At 73.3% G+C, this 24,175-nt stretch carries 17 protein-coding genes; 7 read left to right on the forward strand and 10 right to left on the reverse strand.

Annotated elements, in window-relative coordinates; genetic code table 11:
• Positions 1-15: 15 nt before the first annotated feature.
• From B079_RS0126070 to B079_RS32810, 9 genes are all read right to left on the reverse strand, one after another.
• The gene (locus B079_RS0126070; protein ID WP_018548798.1) at positions 16-1,962 is read right to left on the reverse strand and encodes a TOMM precursor leader peptide-binding protein; all 1,947 of its coding nucleotides are present in this window, start codon (positions 1,960-1,962) and stop codon (positions 16-18) included.
• On the reverse strand, positions 1,959-2,711 hold the full coding sequence (locus B079_RS0126075) for an ABC transporter permease (RefSeq protein ID WP_018548799.1): 753 nt from the start codon (positions 2,709-2,711) through the stop codon (positions 1,959-1,961). Before B079_RS0126075 ends, B079_RS0126070 begins: the two co-directional genes overlap by 4 nt.
• Entirely contained in the window at positions 2,708-5,050 is a 2,343-nt protein-coding gene (locus B079_RS36640) for an ATP-binding cassette domain-containing protein (RefSeq protein ID WP_420705790.1), read from the reverse strand. Before B079_RS36640 ends, B079_RS0126075 begins: the two co-directional genes overlap by 4 nt.
• Positions 5,047-6,174, reverse strand: a complete 1,128-nt coding sequence (locus B079_RS0126085) for a lantibiotic dehydratase C-terminal domain-containing protein (protein WP_018548801.1) — start codon at positions 6,172-6,174, stop codon at positions 5,047-5,049. The genes B079_RS36640 and B079_RS0126085 overlap by 4 nt, the downstream gene beginning before the upstream one ends.
• Positions 6,171-8,921, reverse strand: coding sequence for a lantibiotic dehydratase (locus B079_RS0126090; RefSeq protein ID WP_018548802.1), 2,751 nt, complete (start codon positions 8,919-8,921; stop codon positions 6,171-6,173). The genes B079_RS0126085 and B079_RS0126090 overlap by 4 nt, the downstream gene beginning before the upstream one ends.
• Before the next feature lie 97 nt (positions 8,922-9,018).
• Complete coding sequence (locus B079_RS0126095; protein WP_026249093.1) at positions 9,019-10,605, reverse strand: SagB family peptide dehydrogenase; 1,587 nt, start codon at positions 10,603-10,605, stop codon at positions 9,019-9,021.
• Positions 10,606-10,683: 78 nt separating this feature from the next.
• Positions 10,684-12,603 (reverse strand): TOMM precursor leader peptide-binding protein, encoded by a 1,920-nt coding sequence (locus B079_RS0126100; protein WP_018548804.1) that lies wholly within the window; start codon positions 12,601-12,603, stop codon positions 10,684-10,686.
• On the reverse strand, positions 12,593-14,878 hold the full coding sequence (locus tag B079_RS0126105) for a TOMM precursor leader peptide-binding protein (protein ID WP_018548805.1): 2,286 nt from the start codon (positions 14,876-14,878) through the stop codon (positions 12,593-12,595). Before B079_RS0126105 ends, B079_RS0126100 begins: the two co-directional genes overlap by 11 nt.
• A gap of 52 nt (positions 14,879-14,930) precedes the next feature.
• Positions 14,931-16,073: an AfsR/SARP family transcriptional regulator gene (locus B079_RS32810; RefSeq protein ID WP_086022420.1), complete on the reverse strand. Its 1,143-nt coding sequence runs from the start codon at positions 16,071-16,073 to the stop codon at positions 14,931-14,933.
• Positions 16,074-16,335: 262 nt separating this feature from the next.
• Between B079_RS32810 and B079_RS0126115 the strand changes: the two genes are divergently transcribed.
• Both B079_RS0126115 and B079_RS0126120 read left to right on the forward strand, forming a co-directional pair.
• Positions 16,336-16,533: a hypothetical protein gene (locus tag B079_RS0126115; protein ID WP_018548806.1), complete on the forward strand. Its 198-nt coding sequence runs from the start codon at positions 16,336-16,338 to the stop codon at positions 16,531-16,533.
• Between the two features lie 29 nt (positions 16,534-16,562).
• Positions 16,563-17,036, forward strand: coding sequence for a hypothetical protein (locus B079_RS0126120; protein WP_018548807.1), 474 nt, complete (start codon positions 16,563-16,565; stop codon positions 17,034-17,036).
• A gap of 7 nt (positions 17,037-17,043) precedes the next feature.
• Here B079_RS0126120 and B079_RS0126125 read toward each other — a convergent pair whose 3' ends face one another.
• On the reverse strand, positions 17,044-17,991 hold the full coding sequence (locus B079_RS0126125; RefSeq protein WP_018548808.1) for a DUF5996 family protein: 948 nt from the start codon (positions 17,989-17,991) through the stop codon (positions 17,044-17,046).
• Between the two features lie 460 nt (positions 17,992-18,451).
• On the opposite strand from B079_RS0126125, the gene B079_RS0126130 reads away from it, so the two are divergent.
• The 5 genes from B079_RS0126130 (at position 18,452) to B079_RS0126150 (ending at position 24,135) form a co-directional block, all read left to right on the forward strand.
• Positions 18,452-19,591, forward strand: a complete 1,140-nt coding sequence (locus tag B079_RS0126130; RefSeq protein ID WP_026249094.1) for an LLM class flavin-dependent oxidoreductase — start codon at positions 18,452-18,454, stop codon at positions 19,589-19,591.
• Positions 19,588-20,196: a CE1759 family FMN reductase gene (locus tag B079_RS32815; protein ID WP_018548810.1), complete on the forward strand. Its 609-nt coding sequence runs from the start codon at positions 19,588-19,590 to the stop codon at positions 20,194-20,196. Before B079_RS0126130 ends, B079_RS32815 begins: the two co-directional genes overlap by 4 nt.
• A 226-nt stretch (positions 20,197-20,422) precedes the next feature.
• Positions 20,423-22,258 (forward strand): arabinofuranosidase catalytic domain-containing protein, encoded by a 1,836-nt coding sequence (locus B079_RS0126140; protein ID WP_018548811.1) that lies wholly within the window; start codon positions 20,423-20,425, stop codon positions 22,256-22,258.
• 157 nt (positions 22,259-22,415) lie between these two features.
• Positions 22,416-23,210 carry an SDR family NAD(P)-dependent oxidoreductase gene (locus B079_RS0126145; RefSeq protein WP_018548812.1) on the forward strand — a complete coding sequence of 265 codons (795 nt, stop codon included), beginning with the start codon at positions 22,416-22,418 and terminating at the stop codon, positions 23,208-23,210.
• Positions 23,211-23,334: 124 nt separating this feature from the next.
• Complete coding sequence (locus tag B079_RS0126150; RefSeq protein ID WP_018548813.1) at positions 23,335-24,135, forward strand: SAM-dependent methyltransferase; 801 nt, start codon at positions 23,335-23,337, stop codon at positions 24,133-24,135.
• The last annotated feature ends 40 nt before the right edge of the window (positions 24,136-24,175 follow it).

The following is a 24,175-nucleotide window of genomic DNA, read 5'->3' on the forward strand; positions in this document are numbered from 1 at the left end:
GAGCCGGGCCCGGCGCTACGGGAACGGATGCGGCACGTGCCGCAGCTCGTCCTCCCGCAGCGGCGCGGGCACCATCCCCGCCCGGTGGGGCGCCGTGCGCAGCCGGGGCATGTGCAGCGCCCGCTGCCGAGGCCAGCCGAAGTCGATCGGCAGCAGCCCGGGCGCGAGCGTGGCCACCGTGCGCAGCCCCATCCGCCGCTGCTCGGGCGTCGTCTGGTCCACGGCGACGACATCGCACCCCGCCCCGGCCAGCAGATCCCGCAACAGCAGCAGATCGTCCCGGAGATCACCGGTACGGGGACGCAACTCCTCCCATCCGGCGAACAGTTCGTCCGGAGTGGCCGTGCGCGGCGGGTCCAGATACCCCCGCGCGTGCTCCCGCATCGCGGGCAGCCCGAACAGCGCCGCATGGTCGGGCAGCCGTCGTACCAGGTCGAAGTCCTCCACCATGGCGGCGAGTTCGGCGGGTCGCTCCGCCACCTGACCGGGCAGATGCGGGATGTACGTCAGGATCTCGGACACCGCCGACTCCACGGCCGTCTCCGGGTCGAAGGACGCCCCCGCCGCGAAGGCGAGGGTGCCCGGGCCGTCGTCGCGGCGCACCGCGAGGCCGGTCACGACGGGCACCGGGAGGTCCACCCGGTTGTCGAAGACATGCACGTCGTAGCCCTGGAGCGCGGCCCGCGCGACCATCGCCCGCACCCGGGGCCCGGCCACCGCCGTCAGGTCGATCTCGGGCAGCGGGAGGTTCCCGTACCAGCCGAGCAGGAAGGCGTCCCGCTCGACCAGTTCGAGCAGCCCGAAGAAGACCGCCTCCTCCCATGTGCCGCCCGTCGCACAGCCGTTGGAGCACTCGAAGACGAAGTTGTCCGCCCGGGTGCCCTCGCTGTAGTACACCAGCCGGGCGGGGACCAGGACTTCGCGCTCGTCGCGCAACGACCAGCCGCTCACCCAGGGGATGGGCCGGGCCGGGTCGAAGGGCGCGACCATCGGGTCCTCGGTGTAGGTGCGCGGACCGTAGAGCCCGCAGGTGCGCGGGTCCAGGGCGCGGTCGCCCAGCTCCTCGAGGGAGGCGGTGACGACCGGCGCGCGATGCCGCCGGTGCGTACCCGCGTACCGCTCCAGGCCCTCCAGGAACGCCAACTCCCTGCTGCTGGCGAAGGAGTTGGACTGACCGCTCCAGGTGACGTCGGTGAGACCGGCGTACCCGCGCATGAAGACGCTGCCCGCGACCGGGGCCGTCGTCGGCGAGGTCACGTCGATCCAGGTGCCGCCGCCGAGCACCCCGCACACCGGGTTGGCGAGCCCCTTCACCGGGAGCGGATAGTCGGACGCGCGGCGCAGCCGGTACGCACCCGGGTCCGGCTTGGGCAGCGAGGCGGGCGCCGACAGCGTGGCCTCGGCCGCCGCGCGGGCCGTGTCCGCCCCGGTGAAGGGACGGCAGTGCGGGCACATCGGCTCGGGCACCAGCGGGAAGGTGCGCACCCGCAGGGTCTCCAGGTCGAGTTCGGTGACCTGGGGCAGCGCGGCGTCCGCGCCCCGCGCCGTATGCCGGGCCGCGCCCGAGGCGATCAGCCAGTACAGCGACCACACCGCGTCCACCGTGTGGTCGGGCAGCATGGGCCACTGCCCGGCCGCCGTCGTCTCGATACCGGTCTCCAGCGCGTCCCGCTCGGTACGGGTGCGCAGCCGCTGGCGGCGCATCGCCAGACACGTCCCGCACGCGGCCGGGGTCTCGGGCGCCCCGCCCCACGGGCCCAGCAGCACGGCCTGCGCGGTGAGATGGATGTCCGCCGGGTTCGGCGGCAGCTCGGCGCGGACGCTCTCGCCGAGCACATTGGTGTCGCCGATCCGGGAGACGGCGGGCGCGGGCAGCCCGGCCGCGGCGGCCCGCGCCGCGAGCCGGGCCTCCAGGTCGGCCCGCGCGGCCTCCAGCGGCGCGGGTGCGAGCGTCGTCGTCATGTCCGGTTGCTCCAGCGGAAGATCCGGGTGGCGATCAGGCCGAAGATCGCGGCGAACACCACGAGCCCGAGGCAGTCGAGCGCGATGTCCCCGAGGTCGCCCCGGCCGCCCATCGCGTCGGTGACACCGTCGTTGAGGTAGTGCAGCGGCAGCACCTTGGCCACCGTGCGCAGCCAGCTCGGCATCAGGTCGTCGGGGAAGAACGAGCCGGACAGGAACGCCATCGGCACCATCACCAGGTTGGCGATGGCCGCGACCGCCTCCGGGGTGTTCGCCAGGCTGCCGACGACCAGACCCATCGCGAGGAACGCGGTCACCCCGAGCACGAGCAGCGGAAACGCCGCCCACCAGGGGCCGTTCAGCTCAAGACCGAAGAACGGCAGCAGCGCGACGGCGGTGAACAGCAGCGTCTGCGTGAGCGCCACCGCCAGCGCCACCGTCCAACGGGACGCGATCAGCGTGCGCAACGGGGTCGGCGTGCGCCAGATCAGCCGGAGCAGATCGTCACGGCGCTGCTGCATGAGGGAGAAGCCGACCGAGAACACGGCCGCGTTGCCCACGCCCCAGGACAGCACGCCCGGCGCGATGTAGTTGATGGAGGCGAGCCCGCCGTCCACGTGCTGGCCCTGGAAGATCAGCCCGAACAGCACCAGGAAGGCCAGCGGGAAGGCGAAGGTGAAGAAGAGGGTCGTCTTGTCGCGCACGCTCGCGACATAGGTGGCCCTGGTCAGTGCGGCGTAGGCGCTCAACGGTGGTGCTCCGATCCGGTGCCGGTCAGCGAGAGATAGGCGTCTTCGAGGGTGGGGGTGCGCACGGAGACCGAGTCGATGTCGACCAGGTCGCCCAGCGCGGGCAGCACCCGGTTGGGCACGGTCGTCTCCAGGACCAGGTCGTCGCCCTCCACGGCGGCCCGGTCCACCCCGTCCAGGGCGAGCGCGGCCTCGGGGGTCACCCGCCCGGCGGGCACGAGCAGCCGGGTCGGGGCGTGCAGCGCGCGGATCAGACTGCGGGGCGAGTCCAGCGCGACGAGCCGTCCACCGGCGATGATCGCCACCCGGTCGCACAGCGCCTCGGCCTCGTCCAGATAGTGGGTGGTGCAGATGATCGTGCGCCCCTCCGAGCGCAACGACTTGAGCAGCTCCCACAGTTCGCGCCGCGCCTCCGGGTCGAGCGCGGCCGTCGGCTCGTCCAGGAAGATCAGCTCCGGCTCGTTCAGCAGCGCCGTCGCGACCGCGAGCCGCTGGCGCTGACCGCCGGAGAGATGGTCGATCCGGGCGTTCTCCTTCTCGGTGAGCCCCACCCGTTCCAGCGCCGTCGTCGCCACCTCCGGGCCCATGCCGTAGAGCGCGGCGACCGTGCGCAGATGCTCCCCGGCCGTCAGCCGGGCGAAGAACGCCGAGGACTGGGTCTGCACCCCCATCCGCGCCAGCAGCTTGGTGTCGCGCGGCCACGGGCTCTGCCCGAAGACGCTCACGGTGCCCGCGTCGGCCTCGCGCATCCCCTCGACGATCTCCACCAGGGTGGTCTTGCCCGCGCCGTTGGGGCCGAGGACGCCGAAGAACTCGCCGTGCCGCACGGAGAGCGAGACCCCGTCCAGGGCGGTCACCTCGCCGTAGCGCTTGGTCACGCCCGTGAGGTCGACGACCGTCTCGGCGGGCGGTTCGGGGTGTCCGGCGTCGGACCGGGGCCCGGTATCGGTGCCGGACTCGGTCTCGGTCGTGCTGTCGGGTGCGCTCATCTCGCCTTTCCTTGCTGTGTCCGGAGCGGCCGGGACGACCGCCGGGGCGGCACCTCCCGGCGGACTGTGGGGGTGGGGGACGGCCGGTGGGGCCGCCTGGGGAACGGGGGCCGCTTCCGGCGCCGCCGCCGCGCGCCGCTCCCGCAGCGAGCGCCCGAGCCCGCCCAGCGCCCACAGCAGCAGCACGGCCGCGAGCAGGGCGGGCGGAAGCGACCAGGCGAGCACCGCGTAGCGGTCCGGCAGCATCGAGCGCAGCGCGGCCCCGCACAACACGAGCAGCGCCGCGCTCTGCACGGCGATCAGCAGCGCGAAACCGCCGTAGAGCAGCCGCAGCCGCGTGGGGTACGCGGCGATGCCCGGACCGCGCCGGAACACGCGCCGTGCCGCGAGTGCCAGGAACGTGCGGCTGCCGCCCGCGAGTTCGACCACACCGAGGGCGTGGGCGAGCGCCTTGTAGCCGTCGAGCGGGGGCAGCGGGAGGAGGTTGGCGAGGCCCAGCACCGTGCCGAGCAGCAGCAGCGCGCCGAGCGCGGAGCGGCCGTCGGCACCGGCTGGGAGCAGCGCCCACACCGGGTAGAACGGCACCAGGAAGAGGAGGTTGGCGAACACCCCGGCGCAGGCGGTGGCCACCTTGCGGGCCCGGCTGCCGAGGAACTGCACGTCCTCCACCTCGCAGTAGAGGTAGGTCGCGAAGCAGAACCAGCGCAGCCCGATCTCGGTGACCTTCCCACCCCAGGCCCGCGCGAACAGCCCGTGCGCCAGCTCGTGCAGCCCCAGGCCGCACCACAGCACACAGCCCACCGCGAACAGCAGCACCGGCTGCCGCGCCGTCTCCTCCGTCTGCCGCCACAGCGTGCCCGCCTGGACGACGACGGCGACGAGCACGCCCACCGCCAGCGCGGTGAGCACGGTCAGGACGGCGGGGCGGCGGGCCCACCCGGTCATGGTGTGCAGCCGGTCCATCAGCGCGGGCGCGTCCGCGACCATCCGGGTGCGCCCGGCGAGAATCCCGTTCGGCGGATGCCCGGGGCCGGGCGGCGGACCCGCGGCCGGCGCGGGGGAGCCCTCCATCAGCCCCCGGCCGTGCAGCAGCCGCAGCAACTGCCCCCACTGCGCCTCGCCCAGCCGCGCCCCGAACGTCCCGGCGTACTCCTGCCCGATCTCCGCCAGCGTGCGGCTGCCGTCCAGGCGGCTGATCAGGAAGTATTCCTTCGGGCCCAGCTCCAGACGGCGCCCGGTGCGCGGGTCCTTCAGCAGATGGACCCGGGCGGCGCCGCGCACGAGGGCGGGCCCTCGGACGAGGTCGGGCCGCACCCGGGGCCGGGCGGCGAGGAAGGTCTCGGTGGTCACGCGCCGCCCTCCGGCTCCGGACACGCGCCGCCGTCGGCCGCCGCACCCGTGTCGTCCTTCGCCCCGTCGCGCAGCGCGCGCGCCAGCACGTACGACAGGAATGCCTCGTCCCGCACCGTCATGCTCAGCCGGTTGTTGGTCATATGCAGGTACGGCGAGAGCAGCATCGGCAGCGCCTGCCCCGGCCCCTCGGGGACGATGTCCCGGGTGCCGTCGTACGACCGGAAGACCAGCGCCCCCTGCTCCGCCAACTCGGTCGCCCGGTCCCGGAGTTCGGCACAGTGCTCGGCCCAGCCGCGCAGGAACGCGGGGAGCTTCGCGGACTCGCCCTCGGCCACCGCGCGGCGGATCTGCCGGAACCGCCCCGGCAGGCTGGTGCCCATCGCCGTGTACGCGCGGTCGTAGCCGTCGTCGGCGGTGTAGTTGGTGGTGCTGAACGCCCGGTTCCAGAAGGTGTGGTAGCGGTCCAGGAAGGTCAGCAGGGCCTCGTCGTCCCGCAGGAACGTGCCGGACATGACCATCATCAGCTGGGCGGAGAGCCCCAGCAGCACCGTGCGCACATGCAGGTTCATCGTGCGCGCGGCCTCGATCACCAGGTCGCTGGAGTGCTGGAAGTGCCACTCGGCCAGCTCGATCCCGGCCGGGCCGCCGTACTTGCCGTACTCCGGCTCGTAGGGGCGGTCCTCGAAGGAGTTGTTGGGCCGCAGCAGCATCTTGCCGTCCGGGCCCAGGTACTCCGAGCGTTCCTCGTCCCCGAACTCCAGCGTGAACAGCGTCTCGTAGAGGTCCGCGAAGAAGCCGTCCTTCACCTCGTACAGCGCGGGCCGCTCCCGCAGGAACGCGGCGAGCGCGGCATGCGCCCGCTCCCGTACGGCCTCGGCGTCGGCCGCGCGGGCGGGCTTGAGGCGCAGCCTCAGATGCGGGCCCTCCAGCCAGTAGTTGATGAAGAAGTACCCGGCGAGCAGCCCCTCTTCGGTGAGCGCGTCGACCAGCGGCCGCACGCACTGGAGGAGCAGTGGGCGGGGGCTGGCCGCGTAGAAGACGTGCACGGCCAGCCACTCGCCGGGTGCGTCGTCCCCGGCGGCCGGTCCGGGCGCGGCGGAGGATGCGGTGGAAACGGTCATCGGGGTCCGTCCTCTTCGGGCCGTCCGGCCGGGAGCAGTTCTACGGCGAGTTCGGCGACGTGCCGGCCGCGCGGGGAGGTGACGTGCAGCTCGTCCGCGCCGGGAAGCATCTCCTCGAAGACGGTCCGGGCACGCTTCCCGGCGAGGAGTCCTTCGAGGGCGGTGAGCGAGAGCGGGGACTCGAAGTCGACGTACTGGGGCTTCGAGCCGCCGAACCAGGCCGGAGCGTCCCCGGAGCCGGACTCCTCGTGGACGGTCGCGAACACCCGGGTGGGCAGGCCGTGTCGGAGCCGCCAGCGGTGCCAGGCCAGATACCACTCGCCGTCCGTCGTGCCCGGGGTGCGCAGCGGGAGCGAGCCGTCGGCCGCCGTCCAGGAGCGCCGCTGGAGGACCAGGGCGTGATGGCGCACGCGCGGCCTGCGGGTGACCCCCGCCTCGGCGGGGCCCTCGGGCACCCCGCGCCAGACGTCCGGGACGGCGCGGGAGGTGGGGGAGAAGAGCAGCAGGGTGCGCGGGATCTCGGGCAGGACCATCGGGACCAGATAGCCGAGGTAGACCGGGACGACCTCGCGGTCCAGGCGGCGCGAGCGCAGCAGCAGCCGGTCGGTGGCCTCGTCGTGCACGGCGTAGAGGTCGTCCAGGTGGAGGCGGGCCTCCTCGGGGGCGGTGCTGTGCTCGCCGGGGCAGACGATCTCGTGGTCGGTCAGACGGCCGTGCAGGTTCAGGTTGGTGGTGGCGGCACCCGCGGTGACCTCGGCGAGCACGGCGCCGGGCGGCAGCGTCGCGCGCAGCTCCTCGCGCAGGGCGCCGGTGAGGCCGGGGGAGTCCGGGCCGTCGAAGCAGTGCGTGAAGCGGGTGAAGGGGAAACTCAGGCCGCCGTAGGAGTTGTTGAGCACGGCCAGCGGGCCGTCCGCACGGCGGGCGAGCTGGAGGAAGTGGCTCTGCGGGGCGAACGCGGGCGCTGCGGAGCCGAGTTCGTGCGCCGCCCCGTCCACGGTGGCGTCGTCGAGAACGAACTCCTCCGCATCGGAGGGCAGTTCGGCCCAGCTCGCGCGCATCCGGGCGGTCAGTGCCGCGCGGGCCCGGTCGATGGCCGTGATCTCGGGCATCCCGAGCCAGTTCTCCTCGGGGGCGTGGCTGCCGTCGGGGAGGTAACCGCTCTTGGCCGAGGTGAACTGGAGGTACTGGCGGAAGATGTCCTCGTGGAAGTCGTGGACCAGCCGCAGCAGATCGTCACAGCGGCCGCCGCGTCCGTAGCGGGCCAGGAAGAAGCCCTTGAGGGTGAGGCGTTGGGGGAGCGCCACGTCGAAGGCGGGCAGGACGCGCCCGATCGAACGCAGCGGACCGTCCGCCAGCGCGGCCCACTCGGCGAGGTCGGCCGTGGTGGTCCCGGCGGAGACGTCCTCGTAGAGCAGGGTCTGCGGGAGCACGGGTCGTTCGGCTCCCAAGTCGGTCTGCAGGGACTGGAGTTCGGTGCGCAGTCCGGAGAGTGTCGCGCGCCGGGCGGGCACGTCCGCTCCCGGATAGCGGGCGAGGGCGGCGGCCGGTCCGTCCAGCCGGGCGGCGAGCGCGTCGGCCCACGGCAGCCCGAGTCCGCGCAGCGCGTCCTGGAACGCGGCCAGCGGGTCGGGGCTGTGCACACTGGTCTCCAGCGCGGGCAGCCGCAGCATCCCGAGGTCGCGCAGCGCGGCGAGATAGTGCTCGGCCTCCTCGTCCCCGGCACCGGTGGTGTCCGCCAGCCAGCGGGCCAACTCACCGTGCGTCAGCGGGGTTTCCGCATCGCGCAACAGGTCCAGCATCCCGTCCAGGGCGCCCTGGCGGCGCAGGAAGAACAGCCGGTCCTGGGCAGCGTCGAAGCTGACCGGCGCGCTGTCGTCGCCCGCCGTCACGGCCCGGCGGACATAGCGCACCCGGTCGTCGTCCAGCTTCCAGCCGGAGGCGAGCGCGACCGGCAGTCCGGCCCGGCGCTCCGGGTCGGCGGTGATCAGCTCCGCGAGCCGGGCGAGGACGACGACATTGAGCCGGGGGTGACTCGTCCAGGCGTCCCCGACGACGGTCTCGGCACCGTCCGCGTCGCCGTCGAAACGCCCCAGCGCCACACCGGTCAGCGTGCTGAAGGGACTGGTCTTGCAGGCCGTCCGGTAGAGGTACGACAGCAGCGAACGCTCCATCTTGCGGGCCCGCTTGCCCGGCACCGGCGCCGGATCGGCGGCGAACGCGTCGAGCCGTTCCTCCAGCGTGGGCGAGGCCAGCAGCAGCCCCCGGCGCAGCCGGTCGTCGTGGGCGAGCCCGCGCAGCGCGGCACGGGTGCGGGCCAGGCCGTCCGCGACGACCTTCTCGCCCTCGGCGCACAGTTCCTCGAAGCGGACGCGGGCCTCCAGCCAGGCCGCGAGGTCCGCCCCGGTCGTACCGTCAAGCCCCTCGGCCAGGGCGCGGGCCGCGTCCAGGTCGCCGGGCAGGCGGTTGTTGAAGACCTGCCGCCGCAGCGCGAGCAGGCGGCGGCGCAGCGCGGCGTCCTCGGTCGCGCCGACGGCGGCGGACAGCGGATCGCTCAGCCGGGCGCCGAGGTCACGCAGCCGCGCCTCCTCGGCGGCCGTGCGGGCGGCCCAGTCGGCCGCCTCGGGCGCGCGCAGCGCCTCCACGGCGGTGACGGGCAGACCGGCCACGCGCAGCATGAACCGGCGGTGCAGGCCCACGGGTCCGGCGGTGCCGGGGGTGTCCTGCGCGGTGGTGGCGGTCGGGCTCATACCGGGCCCCTTTCGTCTGTTGGCCGCTCGTCGGTCGACCGCTCGTCTGCTGGTCGCCCGAAGCCCCGGCGCACCGGGGAGGCGTACGGGGTGCGGGTCACGGGGCGACGATGTCGTAGCGGTAGTCGGCGGGAGCGCGGCCCTCGTCGCCGATCATCATGATCAGCAGCGGGATCTCGCCCCGTCCGTCGGCGCCGAACTCCTCCGCGTACGACACGCAGTCGAAGCCGAGCGCGACCCCGCAGCCGGTCCCGGCGGCCGACGCGGCGGTGTACACGGCCTGGGCGGTCGCGCCGACAACGGCGTTCACCAGCCGGTAGCCCCGGTCGCCCACGGCGTCCATGACGGCGTGCGTGCGCGCGACCGGCACCAGGACGGCCGCGGCCTGCTCCAGGTTGTAGTTGGCGAGGAAGTAGTTCTCCTGGAGGAAGGCCCCGAAGGAACCGGCCCGCATGAGCACCAGCTCACCGGTGTCCCGGTCGTACTCGTACAGCCCCGGCGGCACGTCCCGTACGTGGTTGACGAAGACGTGCAGCCGGGTGAGCGGCGGTGCGCCGGGCGTCTCGGCGTCGGTGTCCAGGTCGCTCCCGGCGACGGCCGAGGCGAGGACGGCGGAGAGCGTGGCCGCATCGAGGGCGGTGCCGGTGAACCGGCCGAAGCTGCTGCGGCGTTCACGCAGCGCCCGGCGCACCGGGGCGTCCAGCGGCGCGGGTTCGGGCAGCGCGACCCGCTCACCGGGACCGGCCGGAGCCGCGAGCGCCGGGTCCAGGACACCGGGCGCGGGACGGTCGGCGGCGCCCTCCAGGGTGGCGGCGTGCACCCGCCGCAGCGTCGGGAAGGTCTGTGTCCGCCGCGACTTCTCCGTCGGCACCCGGCGCACCCGCGCCCCGGACACCGGCCCGGAGGGGGCGTCCGGTGCGGTGCCCGCCCAGCGCAGCGGCACCACCGCGAACACCCCGTCCTCCTCGGGGTCGAAGCCCAGCAGCCGCCCGATGCGCGGCTCGTCGAACCAGAACGCGCTGCCCAGGCTCAGCCCGTGCGCCCGGGCCCACATCCGCCAGGTCTGGAGCAGGGCGCCGATGTCCATCGTGATCGCGTGATAGCAGAAGCTGTTGTACTTGAAGGCGTTCTGCCAGAACGTCACGCCCAGCACCAGGAACTGATCGGTGTCCGCCGCCTCCGGCAGCCCGCCGAGCGCTTCCCGCACCTCGCCGGACACATCCCCCGAGAGGAGCCGGGTCAGCCGGTGGTGCGGGGTGTCGTAGTAGTAGACACCCGGGTTGAGCGGGCCGCTCGCGCCGCTGACCCAGTGCACCCCGATCGGGTAGAGGCCGCCGCCCGAGGCGGTGCCGCGCGACCAGTTGGCGTGCGTGTGGAACGGCAGCGAACCCAGGTCGGAGTTGGCCTGCACGGCGAGCCTGCGCCCGGTCAGACCGTAGGAGTCCCGGAGCATCGAGCCGAGCAGCGGCAGCGTGAACGCGCCGGTGCCCGCCTCTCCGAACAGGCCCCGGCCGAGCGTGGCGTCCTCCGCGCAGCCCCCGTCGGGCAACGGGAAGGACGGTGCACCCGGGAAGTGCTTCCCCTTGCGCGGCCGGTCGGCCCAGTCGGGCACGAAGTCGGCCGGTTCCATGGGCGTTCTGCCCCGCCGCATCACCGCGGTCGCGTACTCATGAGCGTATCCCACGGTCACTCCCTCTGTCTGCATCGTCTGTGGGGACGTCGGCGGCTCGGGCCGACGCCGGAGGAGGTACGGAAAGGCCGGTCAAGGAAAGGGATGCGGCGCGGGGTTGAGGTCGCCCGGCGCCAAGTCGTCCGCGCGCAGCCCCGCTTCACGCAGCGCCGTACGCGTACGGGGCATGAGCGCCGCGCGCTGACGGCTCCACCCGAAGTCGATCGGGACGAGGCCGGGGACCAGCACCTTGACGGTGTGGAAGCCCAACGCCCGCTGCTCGGGGGCGGTCTGGTCGACCACCACCACGTCGAAGCCGCGCCCGGTGACGGCCGCCACGCACGCCGCCACGTCCTCACGGAGATCCGCGGCCGGACGCGGCGCACCGTCGGCCAGCGAACCGAGCGGCACCCGCTCCTCCGCGTCCCGCTCGCGCAGCAGGAAGTCGGTGTACCGGCCCATCTCGGGCAGCCCGTACAGCAGCGGATGGTCGTGCAGCACGCGCACCTCGTCGAAGTCGGCCGCCATACGGCGCAGCCGGGGCTCCTCGCGCGCGGTGCGGCGGCGCAGGTTGACCGAATCGGTGGCGATCTCGCACAGCCCGCCCGCGAGCGCGTCCTCCGGATCGAGCGAAGCACCCGCACCGAAGCACAGAAGGCCGGGCCCGCCGTCCACCCGCTCGGCGACGGCCGTCACGACCGGCACCGGGAAGGTGATCCGGGTGTCGAAGAACCGCGCCCGGTAGCCGTACATCGCCAGCCGGTCCACCATCGCGCGGGTCGCGGTCCTGACGCTGCTCGCCGGGTCGATCTCGGGCAGCGTGGCCCGGCCGAACCAGGCCAGCAGGAACGCGTCCCGCTCGATGGTCTCCATCAGTCCGTGGTGCACCGCCTCGGCCAGACTCCCGCCGGACGCACAGCCGTTGGAGCTCTCCTGGACGAAGCGCCGCCCGATGCCGCCGGGCGCGTGGTAGTACGCGACCACCTCAGGGACCAGCACCGGCCGCTCGTCGCGCAGCGACCAGCCCCACACCCAGGCGATGGGCCGGTCCGGCGCGAAACGCGGGGCGCCGGTGCCGAGGTCGTAGAACGAGTCGGCGTACAGGCCCGTCACCCGAGGGTCCACCGCCGTGTCCCCGAGTTCTGCCAAAGTCGCCGTGATCACGGTCCGTTTGGCGCGGGCGCGCATCCCGGCGTACCGCTCCAGGCCCTCAAGGAGGCCCACCCGCACGCTCGTTCCGTAGGCGCCGGTGTGGCCGCCCCAGTAGCACTCGCGCAGATAGGCGCCGGAACGGGTGGTGAACGCGCCCACCGTGGACGAGGTGGACGCCGACGCCAGATCCGGTGCGACCGAGGGGCCGAGCATCCCGGTGAGCGGGTTGACGAACGTCTCCAGCGGCAGGTCGTACGCCCCGATGGGCCGGGTGCGGAAGCCGTCCGGGTCGTGCTTGGGCGAGGGGTCCAGCACGATCCTGGCCCCCTCGGCGGTGTCGTCGGGGCGCTCCGCGCAGGCCGGGCACTCGGCGTCCGGGACCAGCGGGAACCGGGAGACGCGCAGGGTCTCCAGATCGAGCAGCCACACCCACGGCCGGTGTGCGGGGCCCGGCCTGTGGGCCGCCGCCGTGACCAGCGCGGCGAGCGCGTCCACCGTGAACGCGGCCCGCCACGGCGGCACCCCGGTCGCCCGGGTCTCCTCGCCCCGCTCCAGCGCGTCCCGCAGGAACCCCGCGCGCACCGCCTGCCAGCGCCGGGCCAGACACTGCGGACAGCCGCTCGCCCCGGACGCGGTGACCGGGCCGACCACGGCGTGATGCCCGTACAGCCCGACGGGTACGACCCCGGGAGTGAACGCCCTTGCCTCGGCGGCGAGTTCGTCGCGCACCCCGAGTCGCGTCACCGCGCAGGCCGGGGTGCCGGGGCGTGCGGCGAGATCGGCCGTGAGCGCGGCGCACACCTCGTCCCACGGCTCGCACGCCACCGGATCGGCCACGGCCGCCGTGGTCTCAGTGGGCACGGGACTCCCCGCCGGTCAGCAGCACCCGCGCCACGTGCACATCGCCCGCAGCGAGGTCCGCAGCCGCCACCGGCACCGCGAACGCGTCCCGCCCGTCGGCGGCCAGCCCGTCCAGCACGGCGGCCCACGTCGTGCCGGTCTCCCCGAGCGGTACGGCGTCGGAGGCCACCAGCGTGGACACCTCCAGGTCCTCCCACACCGGGTCACCGGTGTCGGGCTCGGCACCGGCGCCACGCAGCTGCTCCGCGCCCAGCAGGTCGCGCAGCGCCTCCACCACGGTCTCGCGCGGACGGAGCCCGCTGCCGACGGCCCAGCGGGTCTCCCCGCTCCCCGGAGCGGTGAACCGGGCCAGCGCGACCGGGAGTCGGCCGTCCGTGCCGGTGAGGTCCAGGACCTCCGCCGTCACACCCAGGTTCTCCGCCGAGCGCAGCAGGAAAAGCAGCTCGGGATCGCCGGTGGGCGTGCCGAGGTCCAGCGCGCGCACCGGAGCGGCCCGCCGGACCGCGCGGCGCAGCGCGTCGTACGCGAGCGCGGTGCGCAGGGCGCGGGTCAGCGCGGCACGGGGGCTGCCGCCCGCGCCCGTACCGGCCGAGGTGCGCTCGAAGAGCCCCTGGTCGTTCCAGCCGCCCAGCGTGCGCGTGGCGCCCGTGGGGACCAGCACGGTTCGCCCGTCCAGCAGCGAGACGCCCTCGCTCCAGGCGGCGATGCGGTCGGCGGGCACGTCGAGGCCACTGGAGAGGGCGAGTTCGGCCGGTGCCACCCGGGTCCACTTGCCCGAGGCCGCCTCCCGCGAGGCCGGGTCCAGTGTGTGGGGCGGCACCACGTGCTCGGCATACACCTCGGCGGCCCGGAACAGTGCCGCGAGACGTGCGCCGGCCACATGGTGCACCTCGGCGGCGGACACCTCGCGGACCCGCCCCGGCGCGAGACCGAGCCGTACGGTGCTCAGCTTGAGCGGGGTCTGCTCCCAGTCGTCGTCGGCGTAGGCCGTGAAGACCCCGGCCGCCGCGTGGACCAGCACGTCACGCCGCTCCAGCTCGGTGAGCGCGGCCTTGGCGGCGGCCTCGTCGGCCGGGCCGTCGGCGGGGAGCAGGGCCGCCCGGTCGTCGGCGTGGGCCTCGCGCAGCACGTCACCCGGGACCGGCTCGGCGTGCGCGGCGGCCACCGGCGCCGTCCCCGCGCAGAACGGGCAGCGCGGGTGCGGCAGCAGCGGCTCGGTCAGCACGTCGAGCGAGTCCAGGTCCTGGACGACGACCTGACCCCGGGTCTCGGCGGGCAGCGCGCCGGTGACCAGGCGGAACACCTCGAAGGCGAGGAGGTTGCCGAGCATCCCGGCGAGCGGCCCGGCCAGGACGCGGGCCGGGGTGCCGAGCGGCGCGGCGGGTCCGACGGAGGCCCACAGCTCGGCGCTGTCGGCGGCTTCGGCCCCCGCGCCGAGCCGCAGTGCCGCGCACGACCAGCAGCCGGGCGTACCGGCGGTCACCGCCGGGCCCACCACCGCGCGATCGCCGAACGTCCAGGCGCCGAGAAGCCGTCGCCCGGCGGGTATGCCCTCGGTCTGCAGCCGGAGGAGCTGCCGGGGCGCGTCGGGGCCGGTCACCAGCACGGTGTCCCAGCCGTCCAGGTCGGCCCAGCCGTAGGTGCCGTCGGTCGGCTCCGGCAGCCGGGCCACGCGGGGCGGACAGCCCGCCTCGGTCAACTCCGCAATCTCGGCATCGAGTTCGGCGGTGCCCGCCACACCGTGAAGTTCCCGGCTGAGCACGGCGGGCGCGGGCCCCTCGGTGACGGCCACGGCCTCGCAGCCGTTGCGCAGCAGACCGAGGGCCGCCCAGCGGGCCAGGGCGTCGGAGCCGAGGACCGCGACCGGGGTCGAGCGGAAGCGCAGGAAGCGGGCCGCCGCGTCGTCCGCGTAGTGGTCCAGATAGTCGACCTGATGGGCGAAACGCTTGGCCACCTGCGGCGGGAGCGGATCGGCCGCGGGTCTGGGTCCGGCATCCCGGGCGAAACCACGCGCGTAGAGTGCGCGCACGAGTCCGTGGACCATGGCGCGCTGCTTGTCCCCCAGGCCGGTACACAGCTCGTCCACGCGCCGTTCGCCGTCGAGATGAGGCACGATCAGCGAGGCGAAGCGGTACGCGTTCTGGGTGACCACGTTGAAGCCGCCGTGGGCGTTGTGGAAGAGCACGCCGTCCGGGGTCTGGGTGAACAGCACGTCCCTGCGGATGCGGGGCCGCGACTGGGCGATCTCCTCGGGGGTGGCGGGAGCCTGGGCCATGCTTGCGGTACCTCCGAAAGACGAGGGGGGACGACGGTCGGCCGGGGGCCGACTAGGACGGGTCCATCGGGTCGTGCTGGTCGTGCTGGTTCTGCGGGTCGTGCTGGTCGGGCGGCGCGGGCGCGGAGGCCGGAGCGGCGGTGGCGGTGGCTGCAGCCGTGGCCGGGAGGCTGGTGCCGGCCGCCTGGACGAAGAGCCGCAGCAGGTCGTGGACCCGGTAGCGGCCCGGCGGGTCCTCCTCCAGCAGCCCGGCGTCCACCAGTGCGCGCAGCACCAGGTCGCCCGGCGCCGGGGGAGAGGCCCGGCCGAGACCGGGCGGCGCCTCGCCGGGTGCCGAGGGCGGCACACCGGAGGCGGGCAGCGCGGGCCGCTGACCTGACGGTTCGCCGCGCAGCACGGCCAGTTGGAGACCGCGCAGCGCGGGTCCTGGCTCCACGCCCAGCTCGGTGGTGAGGTGGGCGTGGATGCGGCGGTACTCGGCCAGCGCCTCGGCGCGGCGGCCCGAGCGGTACAGCGCCTCGATCAGCAGCGCGGAGAGCCCTTCGTGACCCGGCTCGGCCCGGACCGCCTCACGTGCCTCGGCGATCATCTCCCGGTGCCGCCCCAGGCGGAGTTCGCCGTCGAAGACCCGCTCCACGGCGAACAGCCGCTCCTCGGCCAGGCGCGGTACATGGTCGCGGTGCAGCTCGTCGGAGTGCACGTTGCCGAGCAGCGGGCCCTTCCACAGGCGCAGCGCGGCCCGGCCGAGGTGCAGCGCCTGTTCGGGGTCCTCGGTGGCGGACGCCCGGCCGAGCAGCCCCCGGAACTGGAGCAGGTCCAGGGTGTCGGCGTCGGCGTGCAGCCGGTAGCCGCCGGGTACGGCCTCCACCGCGCCGTCGGCGATGCCGTACTTGGTGAACAGCCTGCGCAGCCTCAGGACGCAGGTGTGCAGGGCGGAGCGGCCCCCGGCGGGCGGGCGGTCGCCCCAGACGACGCGCTGAAGCAGCTCGGCGGAGACGACCGCGCCGGGGTGCAGCAGCAGCGCGGCGAGCAGGGAGGTCGGCCTGGACGGCTGGAGCACGACGGTCTCGCGGCCGTCGGTGATGGCCAGCAGGCCGAGGACGAGGAAGCGCGGGCGGCCCGGGTGGGCGGCCAGTCGCTCGGGAAGGGCGCCGTCGGGCGCGTGGAGACCGGTCTTCACCACAGCCTTTCGCATCGCACGGTGAGTGATGCACCAACGGCCTTGCACGACAACACACTTGTTCACATCCGGGGTAGAGGTTGTGAACAAGTCCACTGCCGAGACGGGAACTTAGAAGCGAACGGGTCATCCCGTCCAGTGGTTGGCGCGAAACAACTGGTTACATCTGAGGTGGAAGGGCCTTTCCGCCCTGTGGTGTTGGCGAGAGGTCCATCAGGGCATACCCTCCCGGTGGAGCCGCGCGGCGCTCCCCGCAAGGCCGCACAGGGGAGGAACCATGCTGTGGTGGGCGCTCGTCCCGGTCGTCACGATGATCACCGGTCCGGTGGTCCTCTACGTCCTCAGTCGCCGCAAGCGCGCCGACGACGACACCGAGGAACGCTACGAGGAACTCTCCCGCAAGTACGACGAGTTGCTGGAGAAGACCGAGTCCGGCGAACCGCCGACGACGGGCGACCGGCACCCGCACGCCTGAGCCGCCGGCCGTCCGGCCAGAATGACCGGATGCCCGACGAGACCGTCCTTTTCCCGCTGCCGCACGGAGCCACGGGCCTTTTCCGCCCACAGGACGGCCCGCTCCCGGAGACCGATCCACGCGCCTTCCGCGCCGCCCTCCACGCTGCGGCCCGCGCCGGTGGAGGGCGGGTCGGCGAGGTGGTGGAGCAGGCGTATCCCCGGACGTACCACGCCGCGACCGTCGTCGACCGCGCGGGCGAGTGGACCGTGCTCTGCCACGCCCACCACCCGTGGATCGCGTTCGCCGACGGGCTTCGCGACACGTGCGTGAGCGGCTTCCGTGAGCCGTCGGAGTGGGCCCGCGCCTTCTGCGGCGCGGGGTTCACGGTGCTCGACGCCGACCGGCTCGCGCTGCCGCTCTCCCGGGTGGACACGTCGGTGCTCACTGAGGGCGAGTGGCACGGGATTCGTTTCTACGGGGTCACCACACTCGGCGAAGTCCTCTTCAACTCCTGGGACTGAACCGCCCTCACGCCGGGGCGTGTTCGCTCATGTACCAGCCGTCGACCCGGGGGCCGACCAGATCCGCGGGCCAGCCTGCCGTGGCCACCGCCGCGTCGTAGACCGCGTCGCCGAAGGACACGATCGCCTGGTGCGGGTCGGGGGTCTCGCGGAGCTTGGACCACGGGAGGAGGACGAGGCCCGCGTCGGGGTGCCAGTCGGCGCCGTCGACGCCCCAGGAGCGGCCGTCGAGGCCGTCCGGCTGGGGCCAGATGTAGGCGTACATGCCGATGTCGAGCGGGTTGTCGCCCCCGGTCTTGGTGTTGTCGAAGGAGAACCCCACCGACACGTACTCGTAGAGCTGGGCGTTGCGCAGGAAGGGCGGGCCCTGGGACGGGGGAGTGGTCGGCTTGGCACGGAAGCGGGTCGCGGAGAGGTCGAAGCCGCCCCACATCAGCCCGACGCGCGGCCGGTGTCCGAGGTAGGGGGCCTGCCACGCCTCGAGCCCGTCGGCGGCCAGGTTGAACGCCTCCCACATGCGCCGGGCCGGGTGCGCCGACCACACGCGTTCGGCGCGGTCGTCCTCGAAGGCCGGTGGGGCGCCCGGGATCTCGCAGATCAGCGAGCTGTGCGGGGCGGGGATGCCGAGCTGCGCCGCCGCGTCGCAGAAGTGGGCGTAGAAGTCCGCCACCGAGGTCCGCGACAGCGACAGCGTGCGCGTACCGTCGTCGGTCTCGATCACCACGTCCCCGTCGAGCAGCCGGTAGTGCACCGTGAAGGTCACCCCGTCCCGCCGGTACACCGGAGTCGTCAGACCGCGTGGTGTGACGGTGAGGACGATGTTGCCCCAGCCGACCTGGAAGGGATCGTCCAGGGCGTACTTCCCGGCGATCTGTACGACCCGGTTCACGTACTCGATCATGGGGGCGAGTTCCGCGTGGTCCAGCACCGGCCACGCGTCGGAACGTGCGCTCACGGAAGCCTCCCAGCGTGTCGAAGGGATCGGTCCGGAAGGGAAGACGGAAGGGAAGACCGGCCCGGCCCACGGGGGGCGTACGGCCGTACGCCCATTTTTCCACGATCCTCCGGGCCCCGCCTGTCCCCGGCCGCCCCGGCCTCCGGACCGCCGCCGACCCCGCCTCCCGGCCCTCCGCCGCCCTGCCGTATCGGGCCCACCGTGGGACCATGACGGCACAGCGATACGGGGGTGAGCTGGGGCGTGGCGCCGTGCCGATGTGCCGCTGCGGGGAGCCCCGAGCCTATAGTTTAAAGTTGTACAACAAGGCGACGCGCGGTGTCACGACAGGCGCACGGGCCGCCGCCCCCGTCAGCGAGTCCAGGAGGAATCCAGCATGGCGTCGTCCGAGACCACCGGTACGTCAGCGGCCACCGGCCAGGACCCGGCGGCCGGCCAGGACCCGCCCGGCGCGTCCGGGATGCAGTTCGGCATCTTCACGGTCGGGGACGTCACCCCCGACCCCACCACCGGACGCACCCCCACCGAGGCGGAGCGTATCCAGGCGACCGTCGCCATCGCGCGCAAGGCCGAGGAGGTCGGACTCGACGTCTTCGCGACCGGCGAGCACCACAACCCGCCCTTCGTGCCGTCCTCGCCCACCACCCTCCTCGCCTACATCGCCGCGCAGACCGAGCGCATCATCCTGTCGACCTCCACCACGCTGATCACCACCAACGACCCGGTGAAGATCGCCGAGGACTTCAGCGTGCTCCAGCACCTCTCCGGCGGCCGTACGGACGTCATGCTCGGCCGCGGCAACACCGGCCCGGTCTACCCCTGGTTCGGCCAGGACATCCGCGCGGCCCTCCCGCTGACCGTCGAGCACTACGACCTGCTGCGCAGGCTCTGGCGCGAGGAGACCGTGGACTGGGAGGGCAAGTTCCGCTCCGCGCTCCAGGGCTTCACGCTGGCCCCGCGCCCGCTGGACGACGTACCCCCCTTCGTCTGGCACGCCTCCATCCGCACCCCCGAGGTCGCCGAACTCGCGGCGTACTACGGCGACGGCTTCTTCGCCAACCACATCTTCTGGCCCGCCTCGCACACCAAACAGCTGGTGAACCTCTACCGCCGCCGGTTCGCGCACTACGGCCACGGCACCCCCGAGCAGGCGATCGTCGGTCTCGGCGGCCAGGTGTTCATGCGGCCCAAGAGCCAGGACGCCATCGACGAGTTCCGCCCCTACTTCGACAACGCCCCGGTCTACGGCCACGGTCCGTCCCTCGAGGAGTTCACCGAACAGACCCCGCTGACGGTCGGCTCACCGGACCAGGTCATCGAGAAGGCGCTGAACTTCCGCAACTACGTGGGCGATTACCAGCGCCAGCTCTTCCTCATGGACCACGCGGGCCTCCCGCTGAAGACCGTGCTCGAACAGCTCGACCTGCTCGGCGAAGAGGTCGTACCGGTGCTCCGCAAGGAGTTCGCGGTCGGCAGGCCCGCCGACGTACCGGCCGCCCCCACCCACGCGTCCCTGCTGCGCGCCCGCCGCGCGGAGGAAGCCGAAGGGGAGAGCGGCGCGACGAAGAGCGACGACGAAGGGAACACCGAAGCCCGATGAAGATCACCATCATCTCCGGCGGCCTGCGCGAGCCCTCCTCCACCCGGCTGCTCGCGGACCGCCTGGCCACGGCCGTCACCAAGGACCTGGAAGCACAGGGCGAGTCCGTCGAGCTGTCCTACGTCGAACTGCGCCCGCTGGCGCACCCCATCATGGACGCCATGCTCACCGGGTTCGCCGGAGAGGCGCTGGAGTCCGCGTTCGAGCAGATCAGGGAGGCGGACGGGGTCATCGCCGTCACGCCCGCGTTCAACGCCTCCTTCAGCGGGCTGTTCAAGTCCTTCTTCGACGTGCTCCCGGAGGAGACTCTTTCCGACATGCCCGTCCTGATCGGCGCGACCGGCGGCACCGAACGCCACTCCCTGGTCCTCGAACACGCCCTGCGCCCGATGTTCTCCTACCTCCACGCGATCGTCTCGCCCCGCCCGGTCTACGCCGCCACCGGCGACTTCGGCGCGCAGAGCGGCACGGGGCTCGGCAACCGCATCACCGAGGCCGCGGCCGACTTCACCCGTGTGCTCCGCTCCTGCGGACCGCGCTCCCGGCGCGACGCGGCCGAGGACGAACTGGCCGCCATGGAACGCCTGTTGACCGGTGACCGATAGACGGACCCGATGCGGGGCCGGGCGCGTGCCGCCCGGCCCCGCATCCCCAAAGCAACAATTCAGGACACGTATCAAACTTTGAACCAAGCCTGAAGCGACAAATCTTGACGTCCTCGAACGTGGTCCGTACCTTCCGCAACGGCTGCGACGCGTTCCGCGACGGAAACGGAACGCGCTTTCCCCGCACGCCGGTTGGAAGCACGTCCCGTCCTTCGAGGAGCAGACGATGCGCCGAGAGAGATCGCTTTTACCGTCCGTCCTGGCCGCCCTGCTGCTCCTGCTGGGCTCCCTGATCGGACTCGCCGGGCGCGCGGAGGCCGCCGGTTCGCTGCCGTGCGACATCTACGGCGCGGCGGGCACCCCCTGCGTCGCCGCGCACAGCACCACCCGCGCCCTGTTCTCCGCCTACAACGGCCCGCTCTACCAGGTCACCCGGGCGTCGGACGGCGCCACCGCCGACATCGGCGTCCTGGCGGCGGGCGGCTACGCCGACGCGGGCCGCCAGGACACCTTCTGCGGCGGCTCCACCTGTCGCATCAGCAAGGTCTACGACCAGACCACCCGTCACAACGACCTGACCCCCGGCCCGGCGGGCACCGCCGGGATGGGCGCCGACCGGGGCGCCGACGCGAGCGAGATCGCCGTCACTGCGGGCGGCCACAAGGTCTACGGCATCTGGATCTCCCCGGGCGTCGGCTACCGCTACACCGGGGTCGCCTCCGGCGTCGCCGTCAACGGCCAGCCCGAGGGCGCCTACATGGTGGCCAGCGGCACCCACGTCGGCTCCGCCTGCTGCTTCGACTACGGCAACGCCGAACGCACCCCGGCCGACACCGGCAACGGCCACATGGACGCCGTCTCCATCGCCACCACCTGCTACTTCGCCCCCTGCACCGGCTCGGGCCCCTGGGTCGAGGCCGACCTGGAGAACGGCATGTTCCAGGGCGACAACGGCTCCAACCCCGCCAACCGGGGCAACAGCAGCACGTACGTCACCGCCATGCTGAAGAACAACGGCCAGACCAAATACGCCCTCAAGGGCGGCGACTCCCAGTCCGGCGCCCTGACCACCTGGTGGGACGGCGGACTGCCCACGCGCGGCGGCTACAAGCCCATGCAGCAGGAGGGCGGCATCATCCTGGGCACCGGCGGCGACAACAGCAACTGGAACATGGGCACGTTCTTCGAGGGCGTCATGACCGCGGGCTACCCGACCGACGCCGCCGACAACGCCGTCCAGGCCGACATCGTCTCCGTCGGCTACTCCGGCCAGACCAACGTGCCCAACGGCCCCCAGGGCACCATCACCGGGCCCGGCAACAAGTGCGTGGACGTCGCCGCGGACGACACCGGCGTCAACGGCGCCGCCGTCCAGCTCTGGGACTGCCAGACCTACGCCGAGGACCAGCACTGGACCCACAACCCCGACGGCTCGCTCGGCACCATCGGCCGCTGCCTGGACATCAACGGCAACGGCACCGCCAACGGCACCAAGGTCGAACTCTGGGACTGCAACGGCGTCGGCGGCCAGAAGTGGGTCCAGCAGTCGGACGGTTCGCTGCTCAACCCGCAGTCAGGGCGTTGCCTCGACTCGCCCAGCGGCGCCACCGGCAACGGCACCCGGCTCCAGATCTACGACTGCAACGGCTCGGCCGCCCAGAAGTTCGCGGTGAACGGCGGCGCCCCGGTCGCCGGGCCCGGCGGCAAGTGCGTGGACGTCGCCGCCGACGACACCGGCGTCAACGGCACGGCCGTCCAGCTGTGGGACTGCCAGACCTGGGCCGTCGACCAGCACTGGTACCACCGCAGTGACAACTCCCTGTCCACCCTGGGCCGTTGCCTGGACATCAACGGCAACGGCACGGCGAGCGGCACCCAGGTCGAGCTGTGGGACTGCAACGGGGTCGGCGGGCAGAAGTGGGTCCAGCAGGCGGACGGCTCGCTGGTGAACCCGCAGTCGGGGCGGTGCCTGGACCTTCCGGACGGCACCACGGCCAACGGCACCCGGCTGCGGATCTGGGACTGCAACGGCTCGGCGGCCCAGAAGTTCCGGCTGGGCTGAGAGGGGCTGGGCCGAGAGCGGGCGGGGCGAGGCAGACCAGGGATGCCCTGCCTCGCCCCGCCCCGCCGTGGGCCCGTCCTTCACCGGCTTCGGCGCCCGGCCCCCGCACACTGGGGGCCAGGTGTCGTATCCGGAGCCGAAGGGAACCCGTTCGCCCATGCACATCGATCTCACAGGACGCACCGCGCTGGTCACCGGCTCGACCCAGGGCATCGGCGCGGCCATCGCCGCCGGACTCGCCCGCGCGGGGGCCCGCGTGGCCGTCAACGGACGCGACGCGGGCCGGGTCTCCGCCGCCATCGCGGCCCTCGCCGAGCAGGTACCGGACGGCGAGTTCACGGCCGCCGCGGCCGACGTCTCCACCGAGGAGGGCGCCGAACGGCTGAAACGCGAGCTGCCGGACGTGGACATCCTCGTCAACAACCTCGGCATCTTCGGCACCGCCGACCCGCTGGAGATCACCGACGACGAATGGCGGCGCTACTTCGAGATCAACGTCCTCGCCGCCGTCCGCCTCACCCGGCTCTACCTCCCCGGCATGACGGAGCGCCACTGGGGCCGCGTGCAGTACATCGCCAGCGACTCCGCGATCGTCATCCCCGCCGAGATGATCCAGTACGGCATGTCCAAGACCGCCCTGCTCGCGGTGAGCCGCGGCTTCGCCAAGAAGGCCGCGGGCACCGGCGTCACCGTCAACTCCGTCATCGCGGGCCCCACCCACACCGGCGGCGTCGAGGACTTCGTCTACGAACTCGTCGACCGCGACCTGCCCTGGGACGAGGCCCAGCGCGTCTTCATGCGCGAGTACCGCCCCCAGTCCCTCCTCCAGCGCCTCATCGAGCCCGAGGAGATCGCCCACATGGTCGTCTACCTCAGCTCCGACCAGGCGTCCGCCACCACGGGCGGCGCCCTGCGCGTGGACGGCGGCTACGTGGACGCGATCCTGCCGTAGGCACCGGATCACGGCGGCACAACTGACCTCACATCGAACGGAGTTGGCGCCGTCCAGCCTGACGGCCGGACCCCTGGCGTGGCAGGATGCAGCCGCCACCGCCGCCCGTAGAGGAGCCCCCTCCGTGTCCGACGCCGAGACCCAGCCGCCCGTCATCGACACCAGCAAGCCGCACGCCGCCCGGATGTACGACTGGTACCTCGGCGGCAAGGACAACTACCCGGTGGACTGGGCTGCCGCCGAACAGGTCCAGGCGCTGTTCCCGCAGGTGCCCGAACTGGCGCGGGCCAACCGGCAGTTCATGGTGCGGGCCGCCCGCGCCGTCGCCGAACTGGGCGTACGGCAGTTCCTCGACATCGGCACCGGCATCCCGACCGACCCGAATCTGCACCAGGTCGTCCAGGCGGTCGCGCCCGAGTCCAGGATCGTCTACGTCGACAACGACCCGATCGTGCTGCGCCACGCCCAGGCCCTGCTGACCAGCGCGCCCGAGGGCCGTACCGCGTACCTCCAGGCGGACGTCCGCGAGCCCGAGAAGATCATCGAGGCCGCGCGGGAGATCCTGGACTTCGACGAGCCGGTGGCGCTCTCCATGGTCGCCCTGCTGCACCTGGTCCCCGACGAGTACGGCGCCCTCGGCCTGGTCCGCGCACTGCTCGACCCGCTCCCGGCCGGAAGCTGTCTGGTGCTCTCCCACGCCACCGCCGACACCGACCCGGACACCTGGAACGCCGTGGCCGACGTGTACCGGCGCGGCGGCACCCCGGTGGCCGTGCGCTCCCGCGCGGAGTTCGCCGCGTTCCTCGCCGGACTCGACCTGCTGGACCCGGGCATCGCGTTCGTCAGCGACTGGCGGCCCGACGCCGCCGGGCAGCGGCAGGGCGCGAGCCTCCCGCTGTACGCGGCGGTCGGCCGCAAGCCGTAGCGGGTCCGGGCGCGCGCCGGGTGAAGACCGACCCGGCGCG

Source organism: Streptomyces sp. LaPpAH-108, assembly GCF_000373625.1.
GTDB lineage: Bacteria > Actinomycetota > Actinomycetes > Streptomycetales > Streptomycetaceae > Streptomyces.

Excerpts from the sequence above, each read along its gene's own strand:
- B079_RS0126070 (WP_018548798.1), bottom strand. The coding sequence starts at position 1,962 with ATGACGACGACGCTCGCACCCGCGCCGCTGGAGGCCGCGCGGGCCGAC.
- B079_RS0126085 (WP_018548801.1), bottom strand. The coding sequence starts at position 6,174 with ATGACCGTTTCCACCGCATCCTCCGCCGCGCCCGGACCGGCCGCCGGG.
- B079_RS0126090 (WP_018548802.1), bottom strand. The coding sequence starts at position 8,921 with ATGAGCCCGACCGCCACCACCGCGCAGGACACCCCCGGCACCGCCGGA.
- B079_RS0126105 (WP_018548805.1), bottom strand. The coding sequence starts at position 14,878 with ATGGCCCAGGCTCCCGCCACCCCCGAGGAGATCGCCCAGTCGCGGCCC.
- B079_RS32810 (WP_086022420.1), bottom strand. The coding sequence starts at position 16,073 with ATGCGAAAGGCTGTGGTGAAGACCGGTCTCCACGCGCCCGACGGCGCC.
- B079_RS0126115 (WP_018548806.1), top strand. The coding sequence starts at position 16,336 with ATGCTGTGGTGGGCGCTCGTCCCGGTCGTCACGATGATCACCGGTCCG.
- B079_RS0126120 (WP_018548807.1), top strand. The coding sequence starts at position 16,563 with ATGCCCGACGAGACCGTCCTTTTCCCGCTGCCGCACGGAGCCACGGGC.
- B079_RS0126130 (WP_026249094.1), top strand. The coding sequence starts at position 18,452 with ATGCAGTTCGGCATCTTCACGGTCGGGGACGTCACCCCCGACCCCACC.
- B079_RS32815 (WP_018548810.1), top strand. The coding sequence starts at position 19,588 with ATGAAGATCACCATCATCTCCGGCGGCCTGCGCGAGCCCTCCTCCACC.
- B079_RS0126140 (WP_018548811.1), top strand. The coding sequence starts at position 20,423 with ATGCGCCGAGAGAGATCGCTTTTACCGTCCGTCCTGGCCGCCCTGCTG.
- B079_RS0126145 (WP_018548812.1), top strand. The coding sequence starts at position 22,416 with ATGCACATCGATCTCACAGGACGCACCGCGCTGGTCACCGGCTCGACC.